This is a genomic window from Pseudomonas sp. SDO5522_S412, assembly GCF_054071215.1.
In genome coordinates, this window is record NZ_JBSVWQ010000082.1 from 1 (window position 1) to 24,714 (window position 24,714).

Annotated in this window: 1 protein-coding gene and 1 pseudogene; both read left to right on the plus strand. The window is 65.3% G+C overall.

The annotated features are described in order from the left end of the window. The first annotated feature begins 305 nt into the window (after positions 1-305). Positions 306-13,229 carry an amino acid adenylation domain-containing protein gene (locus ACW9I6_RS17615; RefSeq protein WP_457339596.1) on the plus strand — a complete coding sequence of 4,308 codons (12,924 nt, stop codon included), beginning with the start codon at positions 306-308 and terminating at the stop codon, positions 13,227-13,229. Next, positions 13,226-24,643, plus strand: a pseudogene (locus tag ACW9I6_RS17620) (amino acid adenylation domain-containing protein); the annotation flags it as partial. The gene ACW9I6_RS17615 and the pseudogene ACW9I6_RS17620, both read left to right, overlap by 4 nt. Between the last annotated feature and the right edge of the window lie 71 nt (positions 24,644-24,714).

Sequence of the window (24,714 nt, forward strand, 5' to 3'; positions counted from 1 at the left end):
TTTTGCTTACTTTTGCGCTCTTCAAAAGTGAGCCGCTGTAAGAGCGGAACCAATATCAGCCATCACCCAAATAACGGATATGCCCCCCATCCAACAAATACGAAAGTTCCCCCACGCCAGCCGCTTTGTCCCCGCTTCCCATGTCACCCCCCACCCCCCGAATCCTCTAATTTCCCAACCCTGCGGGAAGCCTCCCGGCCCACGACTGCGCCCGCGCTTTAAACCGGGCCTCCCAGGCACTTACGCGACAGCTGAAAACGGACTTTCTCCTCAACCGTATCCGACTCAAAAAAGCAGGTTACCCCATGCAGTTCAGCAAATTACTGGCAGCTCTTTCCACCCACCCGATCCGCCTGCAAATGGACGAAGGCGACCTGATCATCCTGGGTGACGACGACGCGCTGGATGACGCCCTATGGGACCAACTGATCGCCCACAAACCCCAACTGCTCGACCTCGTCGCCCAACACGGCGGCGACTGGCTCAGCCCGGCCTACCGCATCACCCCGGACATGCTGCCCCTGGTCAACCTCGACCAACCCGCCATCGACCGCATCGTCGCCGCGATCCCCGGCGGGGCGGCGAATGTGCAAGATATCTACCCCTTGGCGCCGCTCCAGGAAGGCATGCTCTACCACCATCTGTCAGCGCACCAGGGCGACCCCTACGTGCTGCACGCGCAGTTCGTGTTCGACAGCCGCGCCCGTCTTGAAACCTTCGCCCAGGCCTTGCAATGGGTCATCGACCGCCACGATATCCTGCGCACCTCGATGGCCTGGGATCGCCTCGACGAACCCCTGCAAGTCGTCTGGCGCAAGGCCTCGCTGGCCTGCGAAGAAGCCCGCCTCGACGGCGATGTACTGACCCAACTGCAAGCTCTCTACGACGCCCGCAACTACCGCATGGACCTCGGCCAGGCCCCACTGCTGCGCCTGGTGTTCGCCGAAGACCCGCGCAACCAGCGTGTGGTCGCCATGCTGTTGTTCCACCACACCATCCTCGACCACACCGCCCTAGACGTAGTGCGCCGGGAGATCCAGCTGCACCTCGCCGGCCAGACCGAACACGCCAGTGCACCGGTGCCGTTTCGCAACTACATCGCCCAGGTCCGCCATGGCGTCAGCGAACAGGCTCACGAAGCGTTCTTCCGCGAGATGCTGGCCGATATCGACGAGCCAACCCTGCCGTTCGGCCTGCAGGATGTGCAGGGTGACGGGCATGGCATCGACGAAACCCGCATTGCCGTCGACGGCGATCTAAGTCGCCGTCTAAGGGCCCAGGCGAGACCGTTGGGTGTCAGTCCCGCCAGTGTGATGCACCTGGCGCTGGCCCAGGTGCTGGGCAAGGTCTCGGCTCGCGAAGCCGTGGTATTTGGCAGCGTGATGCTCGGCCGCATGGGCGCGGGCGAGGGTGCCGACCAGGCCCTGGGCATGTTCATCAATACCCTGCCGCTGCGGGTGGATGTAGGCGAACAAGGCGTGCGCGCCGCCGTGCACACCACCCACAAGCGCCTGACCGAACTGCTCGATCACGAACACGCCTCCCTGGCCCTGGCCCAGCGTTGCAGCGGTGTGGCCGCACCCACGCCGTTGTTCAGTGCCATCCTCAATTACCGTCACAGCGATGCCTCGGACACCCAGGCGGTGATCGACATCGCCGAAGGCATCCAGGTGTTGGGCGCCGAAGAACGCACCAACTACCCGCTGACGGTCAACGTCGATGACCTGGGCGAAGGCTTTGCCTTTACCGTGATGGTGGACGCCTCCATCGGCGCGACGCGCATTGCCGGTTACCTGCACACCGCCCTGGAAAACCTGGTGCTGGCCCTGGAACAAACGCCAGATGCACCGTTGCACAACCTGGGCATCCTGCCTGCCGCCGAACGCCAGCATCTGCTGCATGGCCTTAACGCCAGCACCCAGCACTACGCCGATTCAGCCCTGATCCACCAGCAAGTCGAAGCTCATGCCGCCAGCCATCCCGAAGCCATCGCGCTGCGCTTTGAACACGAACACCTGAGCTACCGCGAGCTGAACGAGCGCGCCAACCAGGTTGCGCATTGCCTGCTCAAGCATGGCATCCGCCCCGATGACCGGGTGGCGATCTGTGTCGAACGCGGGCTGGAAATGATCATTGGCCTGCTGGGGATTCTCAAGGCTGGGGCGGGTTATGTGCCGATCGATCCTGCCTACCCGCTGGACCGTATCGCCTACACCCTGAAAGACAGCGCGCCGCTGGCGGTGCTGGTGCAGGACGACACCCGCCACCTGGTGGGCGACGTCACGTCGATCGACCTCAACAGCCTGCAGCACGAGCCCATCGTCAACCCCAACGTTGCAATCAGCGCGTCCAGCCTTGCCTATGTGATCTACACCTCCGGCTCCACCGGCCTGCCCAAGGGCGTGATGATCGAACACCGCAACGTCGCGCGACTGTTCAGCGCCACCGAGCACTGGTTCAAGTTCAACGCCAATGACACCTGGGCGCTGTTCCACTCGTTTGCCTTCGACTTCTCGGTGTGGGAGATCTGGGGCGCGCTGATGCATGGCGGGCAGTTGCTGGTGGTGCCGCAGCTGGTCAGCCGCTCGCCGGACGAGTGTTACGCACTGCTGTGCGAAGCCGGCGTCAGTATTCTCAACCAGACCCCGAGCGCGTTCCGCCAGTTGATCGCGGCACAGGGCCGCAGCCAGCAACTGCACTCGCTGCGCCAGGTGATCTTCGGCGGTGAAGCCCTGGAACCGGGGATTCTCAAGCCGTGGTACGCCCGGGTGACCAACGCTGGTACGCGGTTGGTCAACATGTATGGCATCACCGAAACCACCGTGCACGTGACCTACCGTGCCCTGGAGGCGGCGGATGCACAGCGGGTGGGCGTGAGCCCGATTGGCGTGCGCATTCCCGACTTGCAACTGTATGTGCTGGACGCCCGCCGCGAACCGGTGCCGAGCGGCGTAGTCGGGGAGTTGTACGTCGGCGGTGCCGGCGTGGCGCGGGGTTATCTCAACCGCGATGAGCTGACGGCCGAACGTTTTCTGACGGATCCCGCAACCGGCCTGCGCCTGTACAAGACCGGTGACCTCGGCCGGATGCTGGCCGACGGCAGTGTCGAGTACCTGGGGCGCAACGACGACCAGGTGAAGATTCGCGGTTTCCGTATCGAACTGGGGGAAATCGAAGCACGCCTGGCCACCTGCGAAGGTGTGCGCGAAGCCGTGGTGATTGCCCGCGAAGACGAACCGGGCGACAAGCGCCTGGTGGCCTACGTGATTGCCCAGCCTGAACACACGCCCACTGCCGCTGAGCTGCGTGACCACCTGCTGCTGTCCCTCGCCGAGTACATGGTGCCCAGCGCCTTTGTGCTGCTCGACGCGTTCCCGCTTACCACCAACGGCAAGCTCGACCGCAAGGCCTTGCCGGCACCGGACGCCGATGCCCTGGCCCGTCGTGGTTATGAAGCGCCACAAGGCGCGGTGGAAACCGCGATCGCGAATCTCTGGCAAGACCTGCTCAAGGTCGACCGGGTCGGGCGCCAGGACAACTTTTTCGAGCTGGGCGGCCATTCGTTGCTGGCGGTCAAGCTGATCGAGCGCATGCGCCAGCTCGAGCTGAGCGCCGATGTGCGGGTGCTGTTCGGCCAGCCGACCCTGGCTGCGCTGGCCGCTGCGGTGGGCGGGCAACATGAAGTGCAGGTCCCGGCCAACCTGATCGGCGAAGCGACGCGGCACATCACCCCGGACATGCTGCCGCTGGTGAATCTCGACCAGCAGGCCATCGACCATATCATCGCCAGTGTCCCCGGCGGCATCGCCAACGTGCAGGACATCTACGGCCTGGCCCCGTTGCAGGCCGGCATCCTCTACCACCACCTGGCAACCACCGAAGGCGATCCCTACGTGTTGCAGGTGCAGTTCAGCTTCAGCGGCCATGAGCCGGTCGAGGCGTTTATCCGTGCGCTGCAAAGTGTCATCGAGCGCAACGATATCCTGCGTACCGGGATTGTCTGGGAAGGCCTGGACGAGCCGGTACAGGTGGTCTTGCGCCAGGCGCTGCTGGTGGTTGAGCAGGTTGAAGCCGATCCTTCCAGTGCCGTATTGGCGCAACTGCAGGAACGCTTCGACCCACGCCACTACCGCCTCGACCTGTCCCGCGCCTCGTTGATGCGGTTTGCCTACGCCGAGGATCACGGCCGTTACGTCGGCATCCTGCTGCTGCACCACATCCTGCTGGACCACACCGCGTTGCAGGTGCTGGTGGAGGAAATGAGCGCGAGCCTTGCAGGCGAAACGTGCTTGCTGCCCGACGCCGTGCAGTACCGCAACTACGTGGCCCAGGCGCGCCTCGGTGTGAGCGCTGCGCAGCATGAGGCGTTCTTCAGCGAAATGCTCGGCGACATCGACGAGCCGACCCTGGCCTTCGGCTTGCAGGACGTGAACCGCGACGGCAGCGGTGTGCGCGAAGCGCACGTGGCATTGGAACCGGCCCTCAGCCTGGGCCTTCGCGAGCAGGCCCGGCAACTGGGGGTGAGTGCCGCAAGCCTGGTGCACCTGGCATGGGCCCAGGTCCTCGGCCAGGTCTCGGGCCAGGACGATGTGGTCTTCGGCACCGTGCTGCTGGGCCGGCTGCACGGCGGCGAGGGCGCCGACCGGGCGCTGGGAATGTTCATCAATACCTTGCCGTTGCGGGTCAGTGTCGGCGCGGTGGGCGTGCAGGCTGGCGTGCGCGCCACCCATGCGCGGCTGGCACAGTTGCTGGGGCATGAACATGCGTCCTTGTCCCTGGCCCAGCGATGCAGTGGCGTGTCCGGTGCGCTGCCGTTGTTCAGCACCTTGCTCAACTACCGCCACAGCGCGCCGGGTGAAGCGCCGGGCGCCAGCCCGTTCGCCGACGCCGGGATCGAAATCCTCAGTTCCGAGGAGCGCAGCAACTACCCGCTGGTGCTGAACGTCGACGACCTCGGCGCAGGCTTTGCCTTGACCGTGCAAGGCGTGTCGGAGGTGGATGTGCAGCGCGTCGGCGACTACATGCTCAGCGCCTTGCGCAACCTGGTCACGGCACTGCAACAGGCGCCGACCACACCGCTGCATCAAGTGTCGATCCTGCCAGCCGCCGAGCGGCATCAAGTGCTGGTGGATTTCAACGCCACTGCTCGCGCCTACCCGGCTGCGCACACCGTGCACGGGATCTTCGAAGCCGGCGTCCTGACCAGCCCCGACGCGCTGGCGGTGGTACACGGCGACGTGTCGCTGACGTACCGCGAACTCAACCTGCGGGCCAATCGCCTGGCCCACTATTTGATCGACCAGGGTGTAAAACCGGGCGACAGCGTGGCCATCGCGCTGCCACGTTCCATCGACCTGCTGGTCAGCCAACTGGCCATCCTCAAGTGCGCGGCGGTGTACGTGCCGCTGGACATCAATGCGCCGGACGAACGCCAGGCGTTCATGGTGCAGGACAGTCACGCCGGGCAGGTGCTGCGTGATCTCGACGGGCTGAACCTCGACAATCAGCCGGCCCATAATCCGAACCTGTCCCAGTCTGCCGAAAGCGTGGCGTACATCATGTACACCTCCGGCTCAACCGGCGCGCCCAAGGGTGTGCAGGTGCCCCATCGCGCCGTCTCTCGATTGGTGATCAACAACGGTTATGCCGACTTCAATCACCGCGACCGGGTGGCCTTCGCCTCGAACCCGGCGTTCGACGCCAGCACCCTCGATGTGTGGGCGCCGTTGCTCAACGGCGGCTGCGTGGTGGTGGTCGAGCATGCCACGTTGCTGTCCCAGGCCGCGTTTGGCGCCCTGTTGCAGGAGCAATCCGTCAGCGTGTTGTGGATGACCGCCGGGCTGTTCCATCAGTACGCCGACGGGTTGATGCCGATGTTCCGGCAACTGCGCTACTTGATCGTCGGCGGCGATGTGCTCGACCCGCAGGTGATCGCCCGGGTGCTTGAGCACGGCGCGCCGCAGCACCTGCTGAATGGCTATGGCCCCACCGAAGCCACGACGTTTTCCACCACCTTCGAGATCAAGTCGGTGGGTGAGGGCGGTATTCCGATTGGTCGACCGATTGGCAACAGCCGTGCCTACGTGCTGGATGCACGGCAGCAGCCGGTGGCGTTGGGCGTGGTTGGCGAGCTGTACATCGGTGGCGCGGGTGTGGCCAAGGGTTACCTGAACCAGCCGCAATTGACCGCCGAGAAATTTATCGTCGACCCGTTCGGCGATGGGCTGCTGTACCGCACCGGCGACCTGGCGAGCTGGCAGGCGGACGGCACCTTGCTGTACCAGGGCCGCAACGACCATCAGCTGAAAATCCGTGGTTTCCGTATCGAGCCCGGTGAAATCGAAAGCTGCCTCGCCAGCTATTCCGGCGTGAAAGACACGGTGGTGCTGGCCCGTGAAGATGAGCCCGGCGACAAGCGCCTGGTGGCTTACTACACCGCCCAGGCGCCGCTGAGTATTGAAGCGTTGCGAGCGCACCTGCAAAGCCGGCTGCCGGACTACATGGTGCCGTCGGCCTATGTCTGGCTGGAACTGTTGCCGCTGACGGCGAATGGCAAGCTGGACCGCAAGGGCCTGCCTGCGCCGGATCAGGCGTCGCTGCTCAGCCGTGGTTTCGAAGCGCCCGAAGGCGAGGTGGAAACCCTGCTGGCGCAAATCTGGCAGGACGTGTTGAAGGTCGAGCGGGTAGGGCGCTTTGACCACTTCTTTGAACTCGGTGGCCATTCGTTGCTGGCGGTGAGCCTGATCGAGCGCATGCGCCAGGCGGGCCTGAGCGCCGATGTGCGGGTGCTGTTCAACCAGCCAAGCCTGGCGGCGCTGGCGGCGGCGGTGGGCAGTGGCCGGGAAATCGTGGTGCCGGCCAACGGCATTGCGCCTGGCTGCGAGCACATCACGCCGTCGATGCTGACCCTGGTCAAGCTGGACCAGCCGGCCATCGACCGCATCGTGGCGACGGTGCCCGGCGGTGCGGCCAACGTGCAGGATATCTACCCGCTGGCGCCGTTGCAGGAAGGCATCCTCTACCACCACATCAGCGCCGAACAGGGCGACCCCTACCTGCTGCAATCGCGCATGGCGTTTGACAGCGTCGAGCGTTTGCAGGCCTTCATGGGCGCGCTGCAAAAGGTCGTGGCGCGCCACGATATCCTGCGCACCGGCGTGGTGTGGGAAGGCTTGGACAGCCCGGTGCAAGTGGTGTGGCGCCAGGCCGAACTGGTGGTGCAGAACATCCCGCTGGACCCGGCCGATGGTGATGTGATCGAACAACTGCACGCGCGTTTTGATGCCCGCCACTATCGCCTGGATATCACCCAGGCGCCGCTGCTGCGCATGGTGTATGCGCAGGACCCGGCCAACCAGCGGGTCGCGGCGATCCTGCTGTTCCATCACCTGGCACTGGACCACACGGCCATGGAAGTGGTCGGCCAGGAAATGCGGGCGTTCCTGTTCAACCAGGCCGATGACTTGCCGGCCGCCGCACCGTTCCGTCACTACGTGGCCCAGGCTCGCCTGGGTGTCAGCGCCCAGGAACACGAGCAGTTCTTCCGCGAAATGCTCGCCGATGTCGACGAGCCCACGCTGCCCTTCGGCGTGCAGGATGTGCAGGGCGATGGCCGGGATATCGAAGAGGCCGAATTGCCCGTCGATGCAGGGCTGGCGCTGCGGGTTCGTGAACAGGCGCGGCAACTGGGGGTCAGCGCTGCGAGCCTGATGCACCTCGCGTGGGCCCAGGTCCTCGGGCTGGTGTCGGGCCGTCAGGACGTGGTGTTCGGCACCGTATTGATGGGCCGCATGCAAGCCGGCGAAGGTGCCGACCGGGCATTGGGCATGTTCATCAACACCTTGCCGCTGCGGGTGGAGGTGGGTGCCGACGCGGTACGTGCCGGCGTCAAGGCGACCCACGCCCGGCTCAGTGCCTTGCTGGGCCATGAGCATGCGTCCCTGGCGCTGGCCCAGCGGTGCAGCGGCGTGCCGACCTCGATGCCGTTGTTCAGCGCCTTGCTCAACTACCGCCACAGCACCCCGGGCGAAATGGCCCGCGACGGCCACGGTATCTGGGAAGGCGTGCAATTGCTCGGCGGCGAAGAACGCAGCAACTACCCGCTGACCCTGAGTGTGGACGACCTTGGCACAGGCTTCGGCCTGACGGTACTGGCGCTGGAATCCATCGGCGCGCAGCGCCTGTGCGACTCCATGCACAGTGCGCTGGAGCAACTGGTGGAGGCCCTTGAGCACGCGCCGCAAACGCCGCTGCATCAGTTGCCGGTACTGCCTGCCCGCGAACGCGAACACCTGCTGCGCAGCTTCAACGCCACCGCCCGCGACTACCCGCAAGGGCAGACCCTGCACGGCGCTTTCGAAGCCCAGGCCCTGCGCCTGCCGCAGGCGATTGCCGTGAGCCAGGACGGCCAGCACCTGACGTACCAACAGCTCAACCAACGCGCCAACCAATTGGCCCATCACTTGCTGGCGCTGGGCGTACAGCCCGACGACCGTGTGGCGATCTGCTGCCGACGCGGCCCGCAGATGCTGGCGGGCCTGCTGGCGATTCTCAAGGCGGGCGCGGCCTACGTCCCGGTAGACCCGGCCTATCCGGCCGAGCGCATCGCTTACCTGCTGCAAGACAGCGCACCGGTCGCGGTCCTGGCCGAAGAGAGCACACGTGGCGTGCTCGGTGATGTCGCCATCGTCGATCTGCATGGCGCCTATCCCGACGGCACCAATCCCCACATCTCCAGCCTGACCCCGGCGAACCTCGCCTACGTCATCTACACCTCTGGATCCACCGGCCAGCCCAAAGGCGTGATGGTGGAACACCGCACCGTGGAAAACCTGGTGCATTGGCACTGTGAAGCTTTCGACCTGCAGGCCGCCAGCCACACCAGCAGCGTGGCCGGCTTCGGTTTCGATGCCATGGCCTGGGAAGTCTGGCCCGCACTGTGCGTGGGGGCGACCTTGCACCTGCCACCGGCCCATGTCGGCAATGAAAACATCGACGAACTGCTGGCCTGGTGGCTGGCCCAGCCGCTGGACGTGAGCTTCCTGCCCACCCCGGTGGCCGAGTACGCGTTCAGCCAGGACCTTGAGCACCCAAGCCTGCGCACCCTGTTGATCGGCGGTGATCGCCTGCGCCAGTTCAGCCATGAGCGACGTTTCGCGGTGATCAATAACTACGGCCCCACCGAAGCCACGGTGGTCGCCACCTCTGGCCGGGTGCGCGCCGGCCAGCCGCTGCATATCGGCAAGCCGATGGCCAATGCCACGGTGTACCTGCTGGATGCACAACAACGGCCGGTGCCGGTGGGTGTGGCCGGTGAGCTGTATGTAGGCGGCCGCGGCGTGGCCCGCGGCTACCTGAATCGCCCGGACCTGACCGCCGAGCGATTCCTCGATGACCCGTTCAACCCGGGCCGCATGTACCGCACCGGCGACCTGGCGCGCTGGCTGCCGGATGGCAACATTGAATATCTGGGCCGCAACGACGACCAGGTAAAAGTCCGGGGCGTGCGCGTCGAGCTGGGAGAAATCGAAACCCGCCTGGCCGCCGTCGACGGCGTCAAGGAAGCCGTGGTGCTGGTGCGCGACGGCCGCCTGGTGGCCTGGTTCACCGAACAAAAACCGCTGGTTATCGAAACCCTGCGCGCCGAGCTGCACAGCCAACTGCCCGAGGCCATGGTGCCGGTGGTCTACGTCAAACTCGACAGCTGGCCGTTGACCGCCAACGGCAAGCTTGACCGCAAGGCGCTGCCGGCACCGGATCAGGCCGCCGTGCTCAGCCGGGAATATGAAGCCCCACGCGGCGAAGTCGAGACCACCCTGGCGCGGATCTGGGCCGAGGTGTTGCAGGTGGAGCAAGTGGGCCGCCATGACCACTTCTTCGAGCTGGGCGGCCATTCCTTGCTGGCGGTAAGCCTGATCGAGCGCATGCGCCAGGCCGGCCTCAGCGCCGATGTGCGGGTGCTGTTCAGCCAGCCGACGCTGGCGGCATTGGCAGCGGCAGTGGGCAGTGGCCGGGAAGTGGTGGTGCCGGTGAATGCCATCGCCGCCGATTGCCCGCGCATCACGCCCTCGATGCTGCCATTGGTGGAGCTGGATCAGCCGATGATCGACCAGATCGTCGCCAGCGTGCCGGGTGGCGCCGCCAATGTGCAGGATATTTACCCGCTGGCACCGTTACAGGAAGGCATTCTTTACCACTACATCACGGCGGAGCAGGGCGATCCGTACCTGCTGCAATCGCACCTGGCATTCGATACCCAGGCGCGCCTGGACAGCTTCGCCCAGGCCTTGCAGCAGGTGATCGACCGCCACGACATCCTGCGTACCGGTGTGGTCTGGGAAGGCTTGGCGCAGCCGGTGCAAGTGGTGTGGCGCAAGGCTCGATTGACGGTCGAAGCGCTGCATCTGGACGGTGATGTGCTGGCCGGCCTGCATCAGCGTTTCGACGCCCGGCGCTACCGGCTGGACATCGCCCAGGCGCCGCTGATCCGCCTGATGTACGCCAACGACCCGGCCAATCAGCGGGTGGTGGCGGTGCTGCTGTATCACCACATCGTGCTGGACCACACCGCGTTCGACGTGGTGCTGCGGGAAATGCAGGGCTACCTGCTGGGGCACCCCGCACCGCAGTCCGCGCCGATGCCTTATCGCAACTACGTGGCGCAGGCGCGACTGGGTGTCAGCGAGCAGGAACATGAAGGGTTCTTCCGCGAGATGCTTGGCGATATCCATGAGCCAACGCTGCCGTTTGGCTTGCAGGATGTGCAGGGCGATGGTCGGGATATCGAAGAATTCACGCATCACCTGGACGCTGCCGTCAGCCGGCGCCTCAGGGCCCAGGCACGCCTGCTGGGCGTGAGCACCGCGAGCCTGTTCCACCTGGCATGGGCGCAGGTGTTGGCGGTGACGTCGGGCAAGCCGAATGTGGTGTTTGGCACGGTGCTGGTCGGCCGGATGCAGGGCGGCGAGGGCGCGGACCGGGCCCTTGGCGTGTTCATCAACACCCTGCCATTGCGCCTGGATATCGACGGGCAAGGCGTGCGCGACAGCGTGCGCAGCACCCATGCCCGGCTCACCGCGCTGCTGGGCCATGAACATGCTTCCCTGGCCCTGGCCCAGCGTTGCAGCGGGGTGGCGGCGCCGCTGCCGCTGTTCAGCTCGATGCTCAATTATCGCCACCGGGGCGGCGCCACCCGTTCACAGGACGCGCAGCACGCCTGGGAAGGCATGCAGACCCTGACCAATGACGGGCGCACCAACTATCCGTTGACCCTGAACGTCGATGACCTGGGTGATGGTTATGACTTCACCGCGTTGACCCCGGCCCAGGTAGGCGCACAACGGGTCTGCGGTTATATGCAGATGGCGTTGACCCAGTTGGTGGAGGCCCTGGAGCACGCGCCGCACCAGGCCCTTGACCGCCTGCCGATCCTGGGGGATGCAGAGCGTCAGCAACTGCTGTTTGATTTCAATGCCACCGAGGTTGACTACGACCTGGCGCAGACCCTGCACGGCCTGTTCGAGGCCCAGGTCGAGCGCACGCCGGATGCATTGGCGGTGAAGGCGGGTGAGCAATGCCTGACCTATGCCGAGCTGAACCAGCGCGCCAACCAACTGGCGCACCACCTGCGGGAACTGGGCGTGCAGCCGGATTCGCGGGTGGTGATTTGCGTCGAGCGTGGTCTGGAGATGGTCATCGGTCTGTTTGCGATCCTCAAGGCCGGTGGTGGTTATGTGCCGCTGGACCCGGCGTACCCGCTGGATCGCCTCGCCTACATGCTGCAAGACACCCAGCCCGCGGCGCTGCTGGTGCAGGGCGCTACCCGTTCGTTGCTGGGCGACGTGACGGTGCCGGTGGTGGATCTTGACCAGAACACCTGGGCGCACCAGCCGGTGTCCAACCCACAGGTTCCCGGGTTGACCGCGCAGCACCAGGCCTACGTGATCTACACCTCCGGCTCCACCGGCCAACCCAAGGGCGTGATCAACGAGCACGCGGGTGTGGTCAACCGCTTGTTGTGGATGCAGGACGCCTACGGCCTGAACGCCACTGATGCGGTACTGCAGAAAACCCCGTTCAGCTTCGATGTGTCGGTGTGGGAGTTCTTCTGGCCCCTGTTCACCGGTGCGCGGCTGGTCATGGCACGCCCCGGCGGGCACAAGGAGCCGGCTTACCTGTGCGAGGTGATCGCGGCAGAACAGATCACCACCTTGCACTTCGTGCCGTCGATGCTCGATGTGTTCCTGGCCCACGGTGATGTCAGCCAGGGCGCCGGGCTGCTGCGGGTGATGTGCAGCGGCGAAGCCTTGCCCGGCGGCCTGGTGCGGCGCTTCAAGCAGCAATTGCCCGGCATCGGTTTGTACAACCTCTATGGCCCGACGGAAGCCGCGGTGGACGTGACCGCCTGGAACTGCGCCAGGCCCGTGGTGCCGGACAACACGCCTATCGGCAAGCCGATTGCCAACACCCGCATGTACCTGCTGGATGCCCGGTTGCAACCGGTGCCGCTGGGCGTGGTGGGCGAGCTGTTTATCGCCGGTGTGCAAGTGGCTCGCGGTTACCTGCACCGTCCCGAACTGACGGCCGAGCGCTTCCTCAAGGACCCGTTCAACCCAGGCCGGATGTACCGCACCGGTGACGTCGGGCGCTACCTGCCGGATGGCAATATCGAGTACCTGGGCCGTAATGACGACCAGGTAAAAATCCGTGGCCTGCGTATTGAACTCGGAGAAATCCAGGCGCGGCTGACCGAGTACCCACAGGTGAAGGAAGCGGCCGTGTTGGCCCGCGACGAACGCCTGGTGGCTTACTACACCGGCGTGCCAGCCGATATCGAACAACTGCGGACGCACCTGCTGGCGCGTTTGCCGGACTTCATGGTGCCTGCGGTATTCGTGTATCTGGACGCTCTGCCCCTGAGCCCCAACGGCAAGCTCGACCGCAAGGCCTTGCCGACGCCGGGTGTGGAATCACTGATCGTGCGCGAGTACGAGGCCCCGGTGGGCGCTACCGAAATCACCCTGGCGCGGCTGTGGACCGAGCTGCTGAAGGTGGAGCGGGTCGGGCGTCACGACAACTTTTTCGAGCTGGGCGGGCACTCGTTGCTGGCCGTCAGCTTGATCGGACGCTTGCGTCAGGAAGGCATGGAAGCCGATGTGCGGGGCCTGTTCGAACAACCGACCCTGGCCGGCTACGCCGCAATTACCGAACGAATGGAGATCGTCCTGTGAGCATCATCGAACTGTTGGCGACACTCAAGGCCAAGGATGTGCAACTGGCGCTCAAGGGCGATCAGTTGTCGGTGCAAGGCAACAAGCAGGCCCTGAGCGACGCGGCGCTGGTGGCCTCGCTGCGCGAACACAAGCCGGCGCTGATCGAGCTGATCAAGGCCGGGGAGTACTCGGCCACCAAGGCCGGTGAGGTGCAGGTGCCGGCCAATGGCATTCCACCGGGCGCTACCTCGATTACCCCGAAGATGCTGAGCCTGTCGACCCTCAGCCAGGCGTCCATCGACCGTATCCTCGAGACCGTCGAGGGTGGCGTCGCCAATGTGCAGGACATCTACCCGCTGGCACCGTTGCAGGAGGGCATCCTCTACCACCATGTGAGTGCCGAGCACGGCGACCCGTACATCATGCAGTCGCTGTTTGCCTTCGACAGCCTTGAGCGTTTCGAGGGCTTCGCCCAGGCCTTGCAACAGGTGATCGACCGTCACGACATCCTGCGGACCGGCGTGGTGTGGGAAGGCCTGGAAGAGCCGTCGCAAGTGGTCTGGCGCACGGCGCGCCTGCCGGTGCAGGCGATTGAACTGGACCCGGCAGACGGCGATATCGCCGCCCAGTTGCATCGCCTGTTCGATGGCCGCCACTACCGCATGGACGTGACCCGCGCGCCGCTGCTGCGCCTGGTGCGGGCCTGGGATGAAGCCGGCCAACGGGTGGTGGCGATGCTGTTGTTCCACCACATGGCCCTGGACCACAGCGCGCTGGAAGTGGTCTGCCACGAGATGCAAGCCTGCCTGCTGGGCAGGGCGGCTGAACTGGGCCAGGCGGTGCCGTTTCGCAACTATGTCGCCCAGGCGCGCCTGGGCATCAGCGAGCAGGAGCACGAAGGGTTCTTCCGGCAGATGCTCGGCGACATCAGCGAGCCGACCTTGCCCTACGGCCTGCAGGATGTGCAGGGCGACGGCGACAACATCCAGGAGATCAGCCTGCCGCTGGCCCCGCAGTTGAGCCGGCGCTTGCGCGCCCAGGCCCGGCAGTTGGGCGTCAGCGCCGCGAGCCTGTTCCACATGGGCTGGGCCCAGGTGCTGGGAGTGCTGGCGGGCAAGGAACAGGTGGTGTTCGGCACGGTGCTGATGGGCCGCATGCAGGGCAGCCACGACACCGACCGTGCCCTGGGGATCTTTATCAACACCTTGCCATTGCGGGTGGATGTAGGCGCCGAAGACGTGCGCACCGGGGTCAAGGCGACCCATGCCCGGCTGACCACCTTGCTGCGTCACGAACACGCGGCGCTGGCCCTGGCCCAGCGTTGCAGCGGTGTAGTGGCGCCGACGCCGCTGTTCAGCGCGTTGCTCAACTACCGCCATAGCGCAGGCGGCGCGAGCGCCGAAGCGGTCTCGGCCTGGCAGGGTATTCAAGCGTTGCGCTCCGAGGAACGCACCAACTACCCGTTGACCCTGAGCGTCGACGACCTGGGCGAAGACTTCAGCCTGAGCCTGTTGGCCAGTGCCCAGGTTGATCCGCAGCGGGTGTGCGCTTATCTGCAAACTGCCCTGGAGAATTTGGTACAGGCGCTGGAACAGGCACCCGAAACACCCTTGAATCGCTTGTCGGTGTTGCCCGAGGCGGAGCAGCGGCACTTGCTGGAGCAGTTCAACGCGACAGCCATCGACTTCCCGCAAGGCACCACCCTGCACGGGCGTATCGAGGCCCAGACCCTGCTGACCCCGGACGCGGTGGCCGCGGTGTATCAAGGCCGCCAGCTGACCTATGCCGAGTTGAATCAACAAGCCAACCTGCTGGCCCATCACCTGCTGGCGCTGGGGGTAAAACCCGACGATCGCGTGGCCATCGTTGCCCGGCGCGGGCTGGACACCCTGGCCGGGTTGCTGGCGATCCTCAAGGCCGGTGCCTGCTATGTGCCGGTGGACCCGTCGCACCCGGCCGAGCGCCTGAGCTACCTGCTCGGCGACAGCGCCCCGGTCGCGGTACTGACCCAGCATGCACTGCTGGAGCGCCTGCCCGCGCTCGATGTGCCGGTGATCAACCTGGACCGTTTTACCTGGCATCACCATTCGGCGAGCAACCCGCAGGTGGCCGTCACGCCCACCAACCTGGCCTACGTGATCTACACCTCCGGCTCCACCGGCCTGCCCAAGGGCGTGATGGTGGAACATCACACCGTGGCCAACCTGGTGGACTGGCACTGCATCGCGTTTGACCTGTGCGCAGGCCGCCACACCGCGAGCGTTGCCGGGTTTGGCTTTGACGCGATGGCCTGGGAAGTCTGGCCGGCACTGTGCGTGGGGGCCACCTTGCACCTGCCGCCGGCCCACGACGGCGCTGAAGATATCGACGCGCTGCTGGACTGGTGGCGCGCACAACCGCTGGACGTGTGTTTCCTGCCCACGCCGGTGGCCGAATATGCGTTCAGCCAGAACATCGAGCACCCGACCCTGCGCACCTTGCTGATTGGCGGCGACCGCCTGCGCCAGTTCACCCGGGCCCAGCGTTTCGAGGTGATCAACAACTACGGCCCCACGGAAGCCACGGTGGTCGCCACCTCCGGGCGGATCGAGCCCGGGCAGCCGTTGCACATCGGCAAACCCATCGCCAATGCCACGGTTTACCTGCTGGACGAACAGCAGCGCCCGGTGCCCTTGGGGGTTGCCGGTGAACTGTACGTGGGCGGCAAGGGCGTGGCGCGGGGTTACCTCAATCGCCCGGAAATGACCGCCGAACGTTTCCTGGATGACCCATTCAATTCGGGCCGCATGTACCGCACCGGCGACCTCGCGCGCTGGTTGCCGGACGGGAATATCGAGTACTTGGGCCGCAACGACGACCAGGTGAAAATCCGCGGTGTGCGCATCGAACTGGGGGAAATCGAAACCCGCTTCAACCAGCTGCCCGGTCTCCAGGAAGCCGTGGTGCTGGCCCGTGAAGACCAACCGGGCCAGCCCCGGCTGGTGGCTTACTTCACCGAAAACCCGCAATTCGAACCGCTTGAAGTGGGCGCGATTCGCGCCCACCTGGTGGCGCACCTGCCGGACTACATGGTCCCGGTGGCCTACGTGAAACTCGATGCGTTGCCCCTGACCGCCAACGGCAAACTGGACCGCAAGGCGCTGCCAAAGCCGGACCTGGCCGCCGTCTTCACCCGCGAATACGAGGCGCCTCATGGCGATATCGAAACCGTCCTCGCGCAGATCTGGGCCGATGTGTTGCAAGTGGAACGTGTTGGGCGCCAGGATCATTTCTTTGAGTTGGGCGGCCATTCGTTGCTGGCCATGCGCATGGTGTCCCAGGTTCGCCAGCAACTGGGGGTCGACCTGGCACTGGGCGAACTGTTCGCCAATGCCGAACTGGCGGCGGTGGCGCAGGTCGTGGCCCAGGCCGGGCGCAGCACCTTGCCGGATATCCTGCCGGCGGCGCGGGACACGGAGTTGCCGTTGTCGTTTGCCCAGCAACGCCTGTGGTTCCTGGCGTTGATGGAGGGCGCCAACACCGCCTACAACATTCCCATCGGCCTGCGCCTGCGCGGGCAGTTGCACGTCGACGCGCTGCAACGGGCCCTGGCACGGATCGTCGCGCGGCACGAGACCTTGCGCAGCCGGTTTGCCCAGCAGGATGACGACGCCCAGGTGCTGATCGTGCCGCCTGAAGAAGTGATGCCCCTGCAAGTCCAGGACCTGCGCCGCCACCCCGAAGCACAGCAGGTGCTCGACGCGTTGATCCAGGGCGAAGCCTCGGCGCCTTTTGATTTGCAGCGCGGCCCGCTGTTGCGCGGGCGCCTGGTGATCATGGCCGACGATCACCACGTGTTGCTGCTGACTATCCACCACATCGTGTCCGATGGCTGGTCCATGGGCGTGCTGACCCGCGAACTGATGGCGCTGTACCAGGCGTTCAGCCACGGTGAGGCTGACCCACTGCCGCCGTTGCCGATCCAGTACAGCGACTTTGCCGTATGGCAGCGCCTGTGGCTGAGCGGCGAAGTGCTGCATCGCCAGAGCAGCTACTGGCAACACACCCTGGCCGGTGCGCCGGCGTTGCTGATGTTGCCGACCGACCGCCCACGCCCGGCCCAGCAGGACTACGCCGGCAGCAGCGTCGAGGTGCACCTGGATGAGCGCCTGAGCGCCGAGCTCAAGGCTCTCAGCCAGCGCCACGGCACCACGCTGTACATGGTGATGATGACGGCGTGGGCCTCGTTGCTCGCGCGTTTGGCCGGGCAGGAGGAAGTGGTGATCGGCTCGCCGGTCGCCAACCGCCAGCGGGCCGAGGTGGAAGGCCTGATCGGGTTGTTCGTCAACACCCTGGCAGTGCGCATTGATACCTCGGGCGAACTGAGTGCCGAGGCGCTGCTGGCGCGGGTCAAGGGGCTGGCGCTGGACGCCCAGGCTCATCAGGATCTGCCGTTTGAGCAGGTGGTGGAAATCACCCGGCCATTGCGCAGCCTGGCCCATAGCCCGCTGTTCCAGACGATGTTGACCTGGCAGGACAGTGATGCGCCGGTGCTGGCCCTCGGCGACCTGAGCCTTGAAGGAATCGTGGAGGACAGTCACTTTGCCAAGTTCGACCTGTCCCTGAACCTCGGCGAGACCCGGGGCGAAATTCGCGGCACCCTGGAATACGCCATCGCGTTGTTCGACGAGTCGACCATGCAACGCTATGTCGGCTATTTCACCCGCGTGCTACAGGCCATGGTGGATAACGATCAGGCGGTGCTGGAGCAGGCTGACTTGCTGGACGATCAGGAGCGCCAGCATCTGCTGTTCGACTTCAATAACACCACAGTGGATTACAACCTCGACCAGACGCTGCACGGTATGTTCGAAGCCCAGGTGGCGAGAACGCCGGATGCGCTTGCGGTGAAGGCAGGCTCGGAGTGCCTGAGCTACCGCGAGCTAAACGAACGGGCCAATCAGTTGGCGCACCATCTGCGGGAGCTGGGTGTACAGCCGGATTCGCGGGTGGCGATTTGCGTCGAGCGCGGCCTGGAGATGGTCATCGGCCTGTTCGCAATCCTCAAGGCGGGCGGCGGTTATGTGCCGCTGGACCCGGCGTATCCGCTGGAACGTATCGCCTACATGCTCAAGGACAGCGCCCCGGCCGCCGTGCTGGTGCAGGGCGAAACCCGTTCGTTGCTGGGCGACGTCACGGTGCCGCTGGTGGACCTGGACCGGAACACCTGGCAGCACCAATCAACGTCCAACCCACGAGTGGATGGGCTGACCGCGCAGCATCAGGCCTACGTGATCTACACCTCGGGTTCTACCGGCCAACCGAAGGGCGTGATCAACGAGCACGCGGGCGTGGTCAACCGCCTGCTGTGGATGCAGGACGAGTACGGACTGACTGCCCAGGACAGGGTGTTGCAGAAAACCCCATTCAGCTTCGACGTCTCGGTGTGGGAGTTCTTCTGGCCGCTGTTCACCGGCGCGCGGTTGGTGATGGCGCGTCCAGGCGGGCATAAAGACCCGGCCTACCTGTGTGAGGTGATCGAGGCGGAGCAGATCACCACGCTGCACTTTGTGCCATCGATGCTCGATGTGTTCCTGGCCCACGGCGACGTCAGCCAGAGCGCCGGGATGGTGCGGGTGATGTGCAGTGGTGAAGCGCTCCCCGGCAACCTGGTGCGCCGTTTCAAGCAGCAGTTGCCGGGCATCGGTTTGTACAACCTTTATGGCCCGACCGAGGCGGCGGTGGACGTGACGGCGTGGGATTGCACCGGGCCCGCCACGCCGGACAACACCCCCATCGGCAAGCCGATTGCCAACACCCGCATGTACCTGCTGGACGGGCAGTTGCAGCCTGTTCCGTTGGGTGTGGTGGGCGAGCTGTTCATCGGTGGCGTGCAAGTGGCGCGGGGTTACCTGCACCGTCCTGAGCTGACCGCCGAGCGCTTCCTCAAGGACCCGTTCAGCGCCGGCCGGATGTATCGCACTGGCGACGTCGGGCGCTACCTGCCGGACGGCACCATCGAGTATTTGGGCCGCAATGACGACCAGGTGAAAATCCGTGGCTTGCGCATCGAACTGGGGGAGATCCAGGCGCGACTGCTGCAATTCCCGCAGATCAACGAAGCCGCCGTGGTCGCCCGCGATTCACGGCTGGTGGCTTACTACACCGGCGTGCCGGCGCAAATCGACGCTTTGCGCAGCCATTTGCTGGAACACCTGCCGGACTACATGGTACCGGCCACCTTCATGCACCTGGAGGCCTTGCCCCTGAGCCCCAATGGCAAGCTCGACCGCAAGGCACTGCCGGCGCCAGGCCTGGAATCGGTGAGCGCCCGGGAGTACGTCGCGCCTGTGGGGGAAACCGAAATCACCCTGGCCGGCCTGTGGGCGGATTTGCTCAAGGTGGAGCGTGTGGGTCGGCACGACCATTTCTTCGAGCTGGGCGGCCACTCGCTGCTGGCCGCCAGCCTGATTGGCCGCATGCGTCGGGTCGGGTTGTCGGCGGATGTGAAAGTGTTGTTTGGTCAACCCACCCTTGCAGCCTTGGCGGCTGCCGTGGGTGGTGGTCGCGAAGTGGTGGTGCCAGCCAATGGGATCGCCGCGGATTGCACGCGGATCACCCCGGACATGCTGACGCTGGTGAACCTGAAGCAACCCGCCATCGACCGCCTTGTCGCGACCATTCCCGGTGGCGCGGCCAACGTTCAGGACATTTACCCGCTGGCGCCGTTGCAGGCCGGGATCCTGTATCACCACCGCGCAGTGCAACAGGGTGACGCGTACCTGTTACAGGCGCAGTTTGCCTTCGCCAGCGTCGAGCGCCTTGAAGCGTTTGCCCAGGCGTTGCAAGCGGTGATCGAGCGGCAGGATATCCTGCGCTCGTCGATGCACTGGGACGGGCTGGAAGAACCGGTGCAGGTGGTGTGGCGCCAGGCCTCGCTGCGGGTTGAGGCGATTCAGGCGACGGGCAATGTGCTGGAGCAATTGCAGGTGCGCTTCGAACAGCATCGGCTGAACTTGGCTCAGGCACCGCTGATGCGCCTGGTGTACGCCGAGGACCCGGCCAACCAGCGGGTGGTTGCGTTGTTGCTGTTCCATCATCTGGTGATGGACCACGTTGCGCTGGAGGTGCTGCAGCACGAGATGCAGGCGTGCTTGCTCGGCCGGCGCGAGCAGTTGGGTGCGGCGGTGCCGTATCGCAATTATGTGGCGCAGACGCGGTTGGGCATGCGCGAGGAAGAGCACGAAGCGTTCTTCCGCGAGATGCTCGGGGAGGTCGATGAGCCGACGCTGGCATTGAGTGCACCGGGTGAAGCGCAACAGGCACATTTGCGCGTCGACCCGCTGTTGAACGGGCGCCTGCGCACCCTGGCACGGCAGCTTGGGGTCAGTGCTGCGAGCCTGATGCACCTGGCCTGGGCGCAGGTGCTGGGCAAGGTTTCCGGCCGCGAGCAGGTGGTGTTCGGCACCGTATTGCTGGGCCGGCTGCAAGGCGGCGAAGGCGCCGAACGTGCCTTGGGCGTGTTCATCAACACCTTGCCGCTGCGGGTCGACCTGGGTGAGCGCACGGTGCACGCAGCGCTGATGGCAACCCACGCAAGCCTGACCCGGTTGCTCAGTCACGAACATGCGCCACTGGCCCTGGCCCAGCGTTGCAGTGGGCTGCCGGCCAATACGCCGCTGTTCAGCGTGCTGTTCAACTATCGCCACAGCGCCCCGCACGCTGGCGGCGTAGCCGAGGCGTGGCAGGGCATGCAGGTGCTCAAGGCCGAGGAACGTACCAACTTTGCGCTGTCCCTGAGTGTCGATGACCTGGGCGACGGGTTTGGCTTTGACGCGATGGGACAGGGCGCGCCACGCCTCTGCGAGTACCTGCATGTTGCCCTGGAGCAACTGGTGCAGGCCCTGGAACAGAATGCAGGGGGCTCAATCAGCCAACTGTCGATTCTGCCGCCGGCGGAGCGTGAAAAACTGCGGATGGAATTCAACGCCACCCAGCGCGAATTCCCTCACGAACATACGGTGCAGCGTTTGTTCGAAGCCCAGGCCCAGGCACGCCCGGGTGCTATCGCAGTGGTGCATGGTGAACACACCCTGAGTTACGGCGCGCTGAACACCCGCGCCAACCAGTTGGCGCACCACCTGCGCAACCTGGGCGTGCAGCCCGGCGACCATGTGGCGATCCTGTTGCCGCGCTCGATTGACCTGTTGCTCAGCCAACTGGCAATCCTCAAATGCGCGGCGGCCTACGTGCCGCTGGACATCAACGCCCCGGCCGAGCGCCAGGCCTTTATGGTGCAGGACAGTGGCGCGGTGTGGCTGTTGACCCACAGCAGCGAGCCTGTCGCTTACCCAGCCCGACGTATCGACCTCGACACCCTGGCGCTGGACCCGCAGCCGAGCCACAACCCGGACCTGTCGCAGTCCTCGGAGCGCGTGGCGTACATCATGTACACCTCCGGTTCCACCGGCACCCCCAAGGGTGTGCTGGTACCGCACCGGGGCATCACGCGGCTGGTGATCAATAACGGCTACGCCGATTTCAACGCCCATGACCGCGTGGCGTTCGCTTCCAACCCGGCGTTCGACGCGAGCACCATGGACGTGTGGGGCCCCTTGCTCAACGGCGGCCAGGTGCTGGTGATCGACCATGCGACCTTGCTCGACCCCGGCGCGTTTGGCCGGGCACTGAAGGCGGGCGGGGCGACGATCCTGTTCGTCACCACTGCGCTGTTCAACCAGTACGTGCAATTGATTCCCGACGCGTTGGCCGGGCTGCGCATGCTGTTGTGCGGCGGCGAACGGGCCGACCCGGCGGCGTTCCGCAGCCTGCTGGCCCAGGCGCCGGCACTGCGGCTGGTGCATTGCTACGGTCCGACGGAAACCACCACTTACGCCACCACGCATGAAGTGCAGGCCATCGCCGCCGATGCTGAAAGCGTGCCGATCGGCAGGCCGATTGCCAACACGCAAATCCACCTGCTGGATGCGCACTTGCAGCCGGTGCCGCTGGGCGTGGTCGGGGAAATCTGCATTGGCGGGCATGGCGTGGCCAAGGGGTACCTGAACCGGCCGGAGCTGACGGCCGAGAAGTTTGTCGATGATCCGTTTGGCGATGGCTTGTTGTACCGCACCGGCGACCTTGGGCGCTGGTCGGCGGACGGACTGCTGGAGTGCATCGGGCGTAATGACGACCAGGTGAAGATCCGCGGCTTCCGCATCGAGTTGGGCGAGATCGAAGCACGCCTGGCCACCTGCAGCGGCATCAAGGATGTGGTGGTGCTGGCACGAGAAGATGCGCCGGGGGACAAGCGCCTGGTGGCGTACTACACCGGCGAGCCGCTGGCCATCGAAGTGTTGCGCAGTCATCTGCTGCAGCACCTGCCGGACTACATGGTGCCATCGGCCTATGTACCGCTGGAAAAAATGCCCCTGACAGCCAACGGCAAGGTCGACCGCAAGGCCCTGCCGGTGCCCGCGCTGGAGGCATCGGCGAGCCGCGTGTTCGAGGCGCCGGCGAACGAGCTGGAACAGACCCTGGCACGCCTCTGGGCCGAGGTGTTGCGGCTGGAGCAGGTCGGTCGGCATGACAGTTTCTTTGAACTGGGCGGCCATTCGTTGCTGGCGATCCGGCTGGTCAACCTGATGGAAGAGGCGGGGCTTGAGGTGTCGTTGGCCGAGCTGTTCCAGCACGCCAGCGTGGCCTCGGTTGCCTCGATGCTCGGTCAGCGCACGGCGCGGGAGGACAACAGCTCGCTGATCACCGTACGCGCCAGCGGCAGCCAGCCGCCGTTGTTCCTGGTGCATGAGTTCAGCGGCATGGACGTGTATTTCCCGGCGCTGGGCCGGCACCTGCCGGGGGACTACCCGATCTATGGCCTGCCCGGTACGCCCCTTGGCGAGGTGCAGTTGCAGACCATGGAAGGCCTGGCGGCGCGGCTGGTGGGGATCATCCGCTCGGTGCAGCCCCATGGGCCGTATCGGCTGGCGGGTTGGTCGTTCGGCGGGGTGTTGGCCTATGAAGTGGCGATGCAACTGCAGGGGCTGGACGAACCGGTGGCATTCCTCGGGTTGATCGACAGCTACGTGCCGCGCATGACCGACCAGGGCAAGGCGCGCTGGAGCGGGCCGGATGCCCTCAAGCGGCATTTGCTGTTGCAGTGCACGGCGTATTGGAAGGCACAGGAAGGTGTGGATGAGTTGGCGAGCCTTGAGCAACTGGAAGCGGACATTGGACAGCTGGACTTTGCGGGTTTGCTGCAACGCTGCCGCGATCGGCATTTGCTGTACGCGCAGATGGCGGCGGCTTCGGACGCGGACCTGTTGAGTTTTATCCAGCGGGAAGTCGGGCATGGGCATGCGTTGGCGCATTACAGCCTGTTCCCGATGCCACTGGCGGTGCACTTGTTCAGCGCCGCCGAGCGGCCGACGGAACTCTCGCGGCGCAGCCTGGATTTGGGATGGGATGAGGCACTGGCCGCGGGGCAATTGCGCCGCATTGAGGTGCCGGGGGATCACCAGAGCATGATGCAGGCACCGCATATCCAGGCGCTGGGGCAGGCGATGGTTGAGGCCCTGGTGTTGAGTGAGGCGCCGGCGGTGGCGGTGCATCAGCCGTTGTTGCGGATCCAGAGTGGTCGCGCCGGGCATGCGCCGATTTTCTGTGTGCCGGGGGCGGGGGATAGCGTGACGGGGTTTGTGGGGTTGACCGAGGCGTTGGGCCGGGACTGGCCGATCTTTGGCTTGCAGCCCCGTGGGCTGGATGGGGAGGTGGTGCCCCATAGTCAGGTTGAGGCGGCGGCGCGCTGTTATTTGCAGGCCCTGGAGCAGGAATGTCCTTCGGGGCCGGTGCATTTGGTGGGGCATTCGTTTGGCGGTTGGGTGGTGTTCGAGATGGCCACGCGGTTGCAGGCTCAGGGGCGTGAGGTGGCGTCGTTGACGTTGATCGACAGCGAGGCGCCCGGGGGCAATGGGGTGGTGGGTCGGCCCTATACCACGACGGCGGCGTTGTTGCGGTTGGTGGAGTCGATGCAGGTGGCTTCGGGTAAGTCGCTGGGGATTGATGCGGTGGATTTTGCCGGGCGCGATGAAGTGGAGCAGCGGCGGTTGTTGCATGAGGGGATGGTGGGGGTTGGGTTGTTGCCGGCGCGGTCTTCGGTGGATGCCATGGATGGGCCGGCGCGCACGTATGCGTCGGCGTTGCGTACGGTTTATCGGCCTGCCCGGCGGTATGAGGGGGTGGTGCGGTTGGTGTTGGCGGAGGACCCGACCCTGGATGCGGCGGGGAATCAGCGGGAGCAGGGGTTGATGGTTGAGGGGTGGCGCGGGTGCGTGGGGGTGTTGGAGGTTTGGTATGGGCCGGGGAATCATTTTTCGCTGCTCAAGGCGCCGAACGTCTTTAGTTTGGCGGCTTGGTGGCGGGATGGGGTTGTGGTTGGGGAGCGGGTTTCGTGAGTGTACATATCCGTTGCTGCGGTAACGGCCACTTAGGGTTCCGCTCTTACAGCGGGTCACTTTTGGCAAAC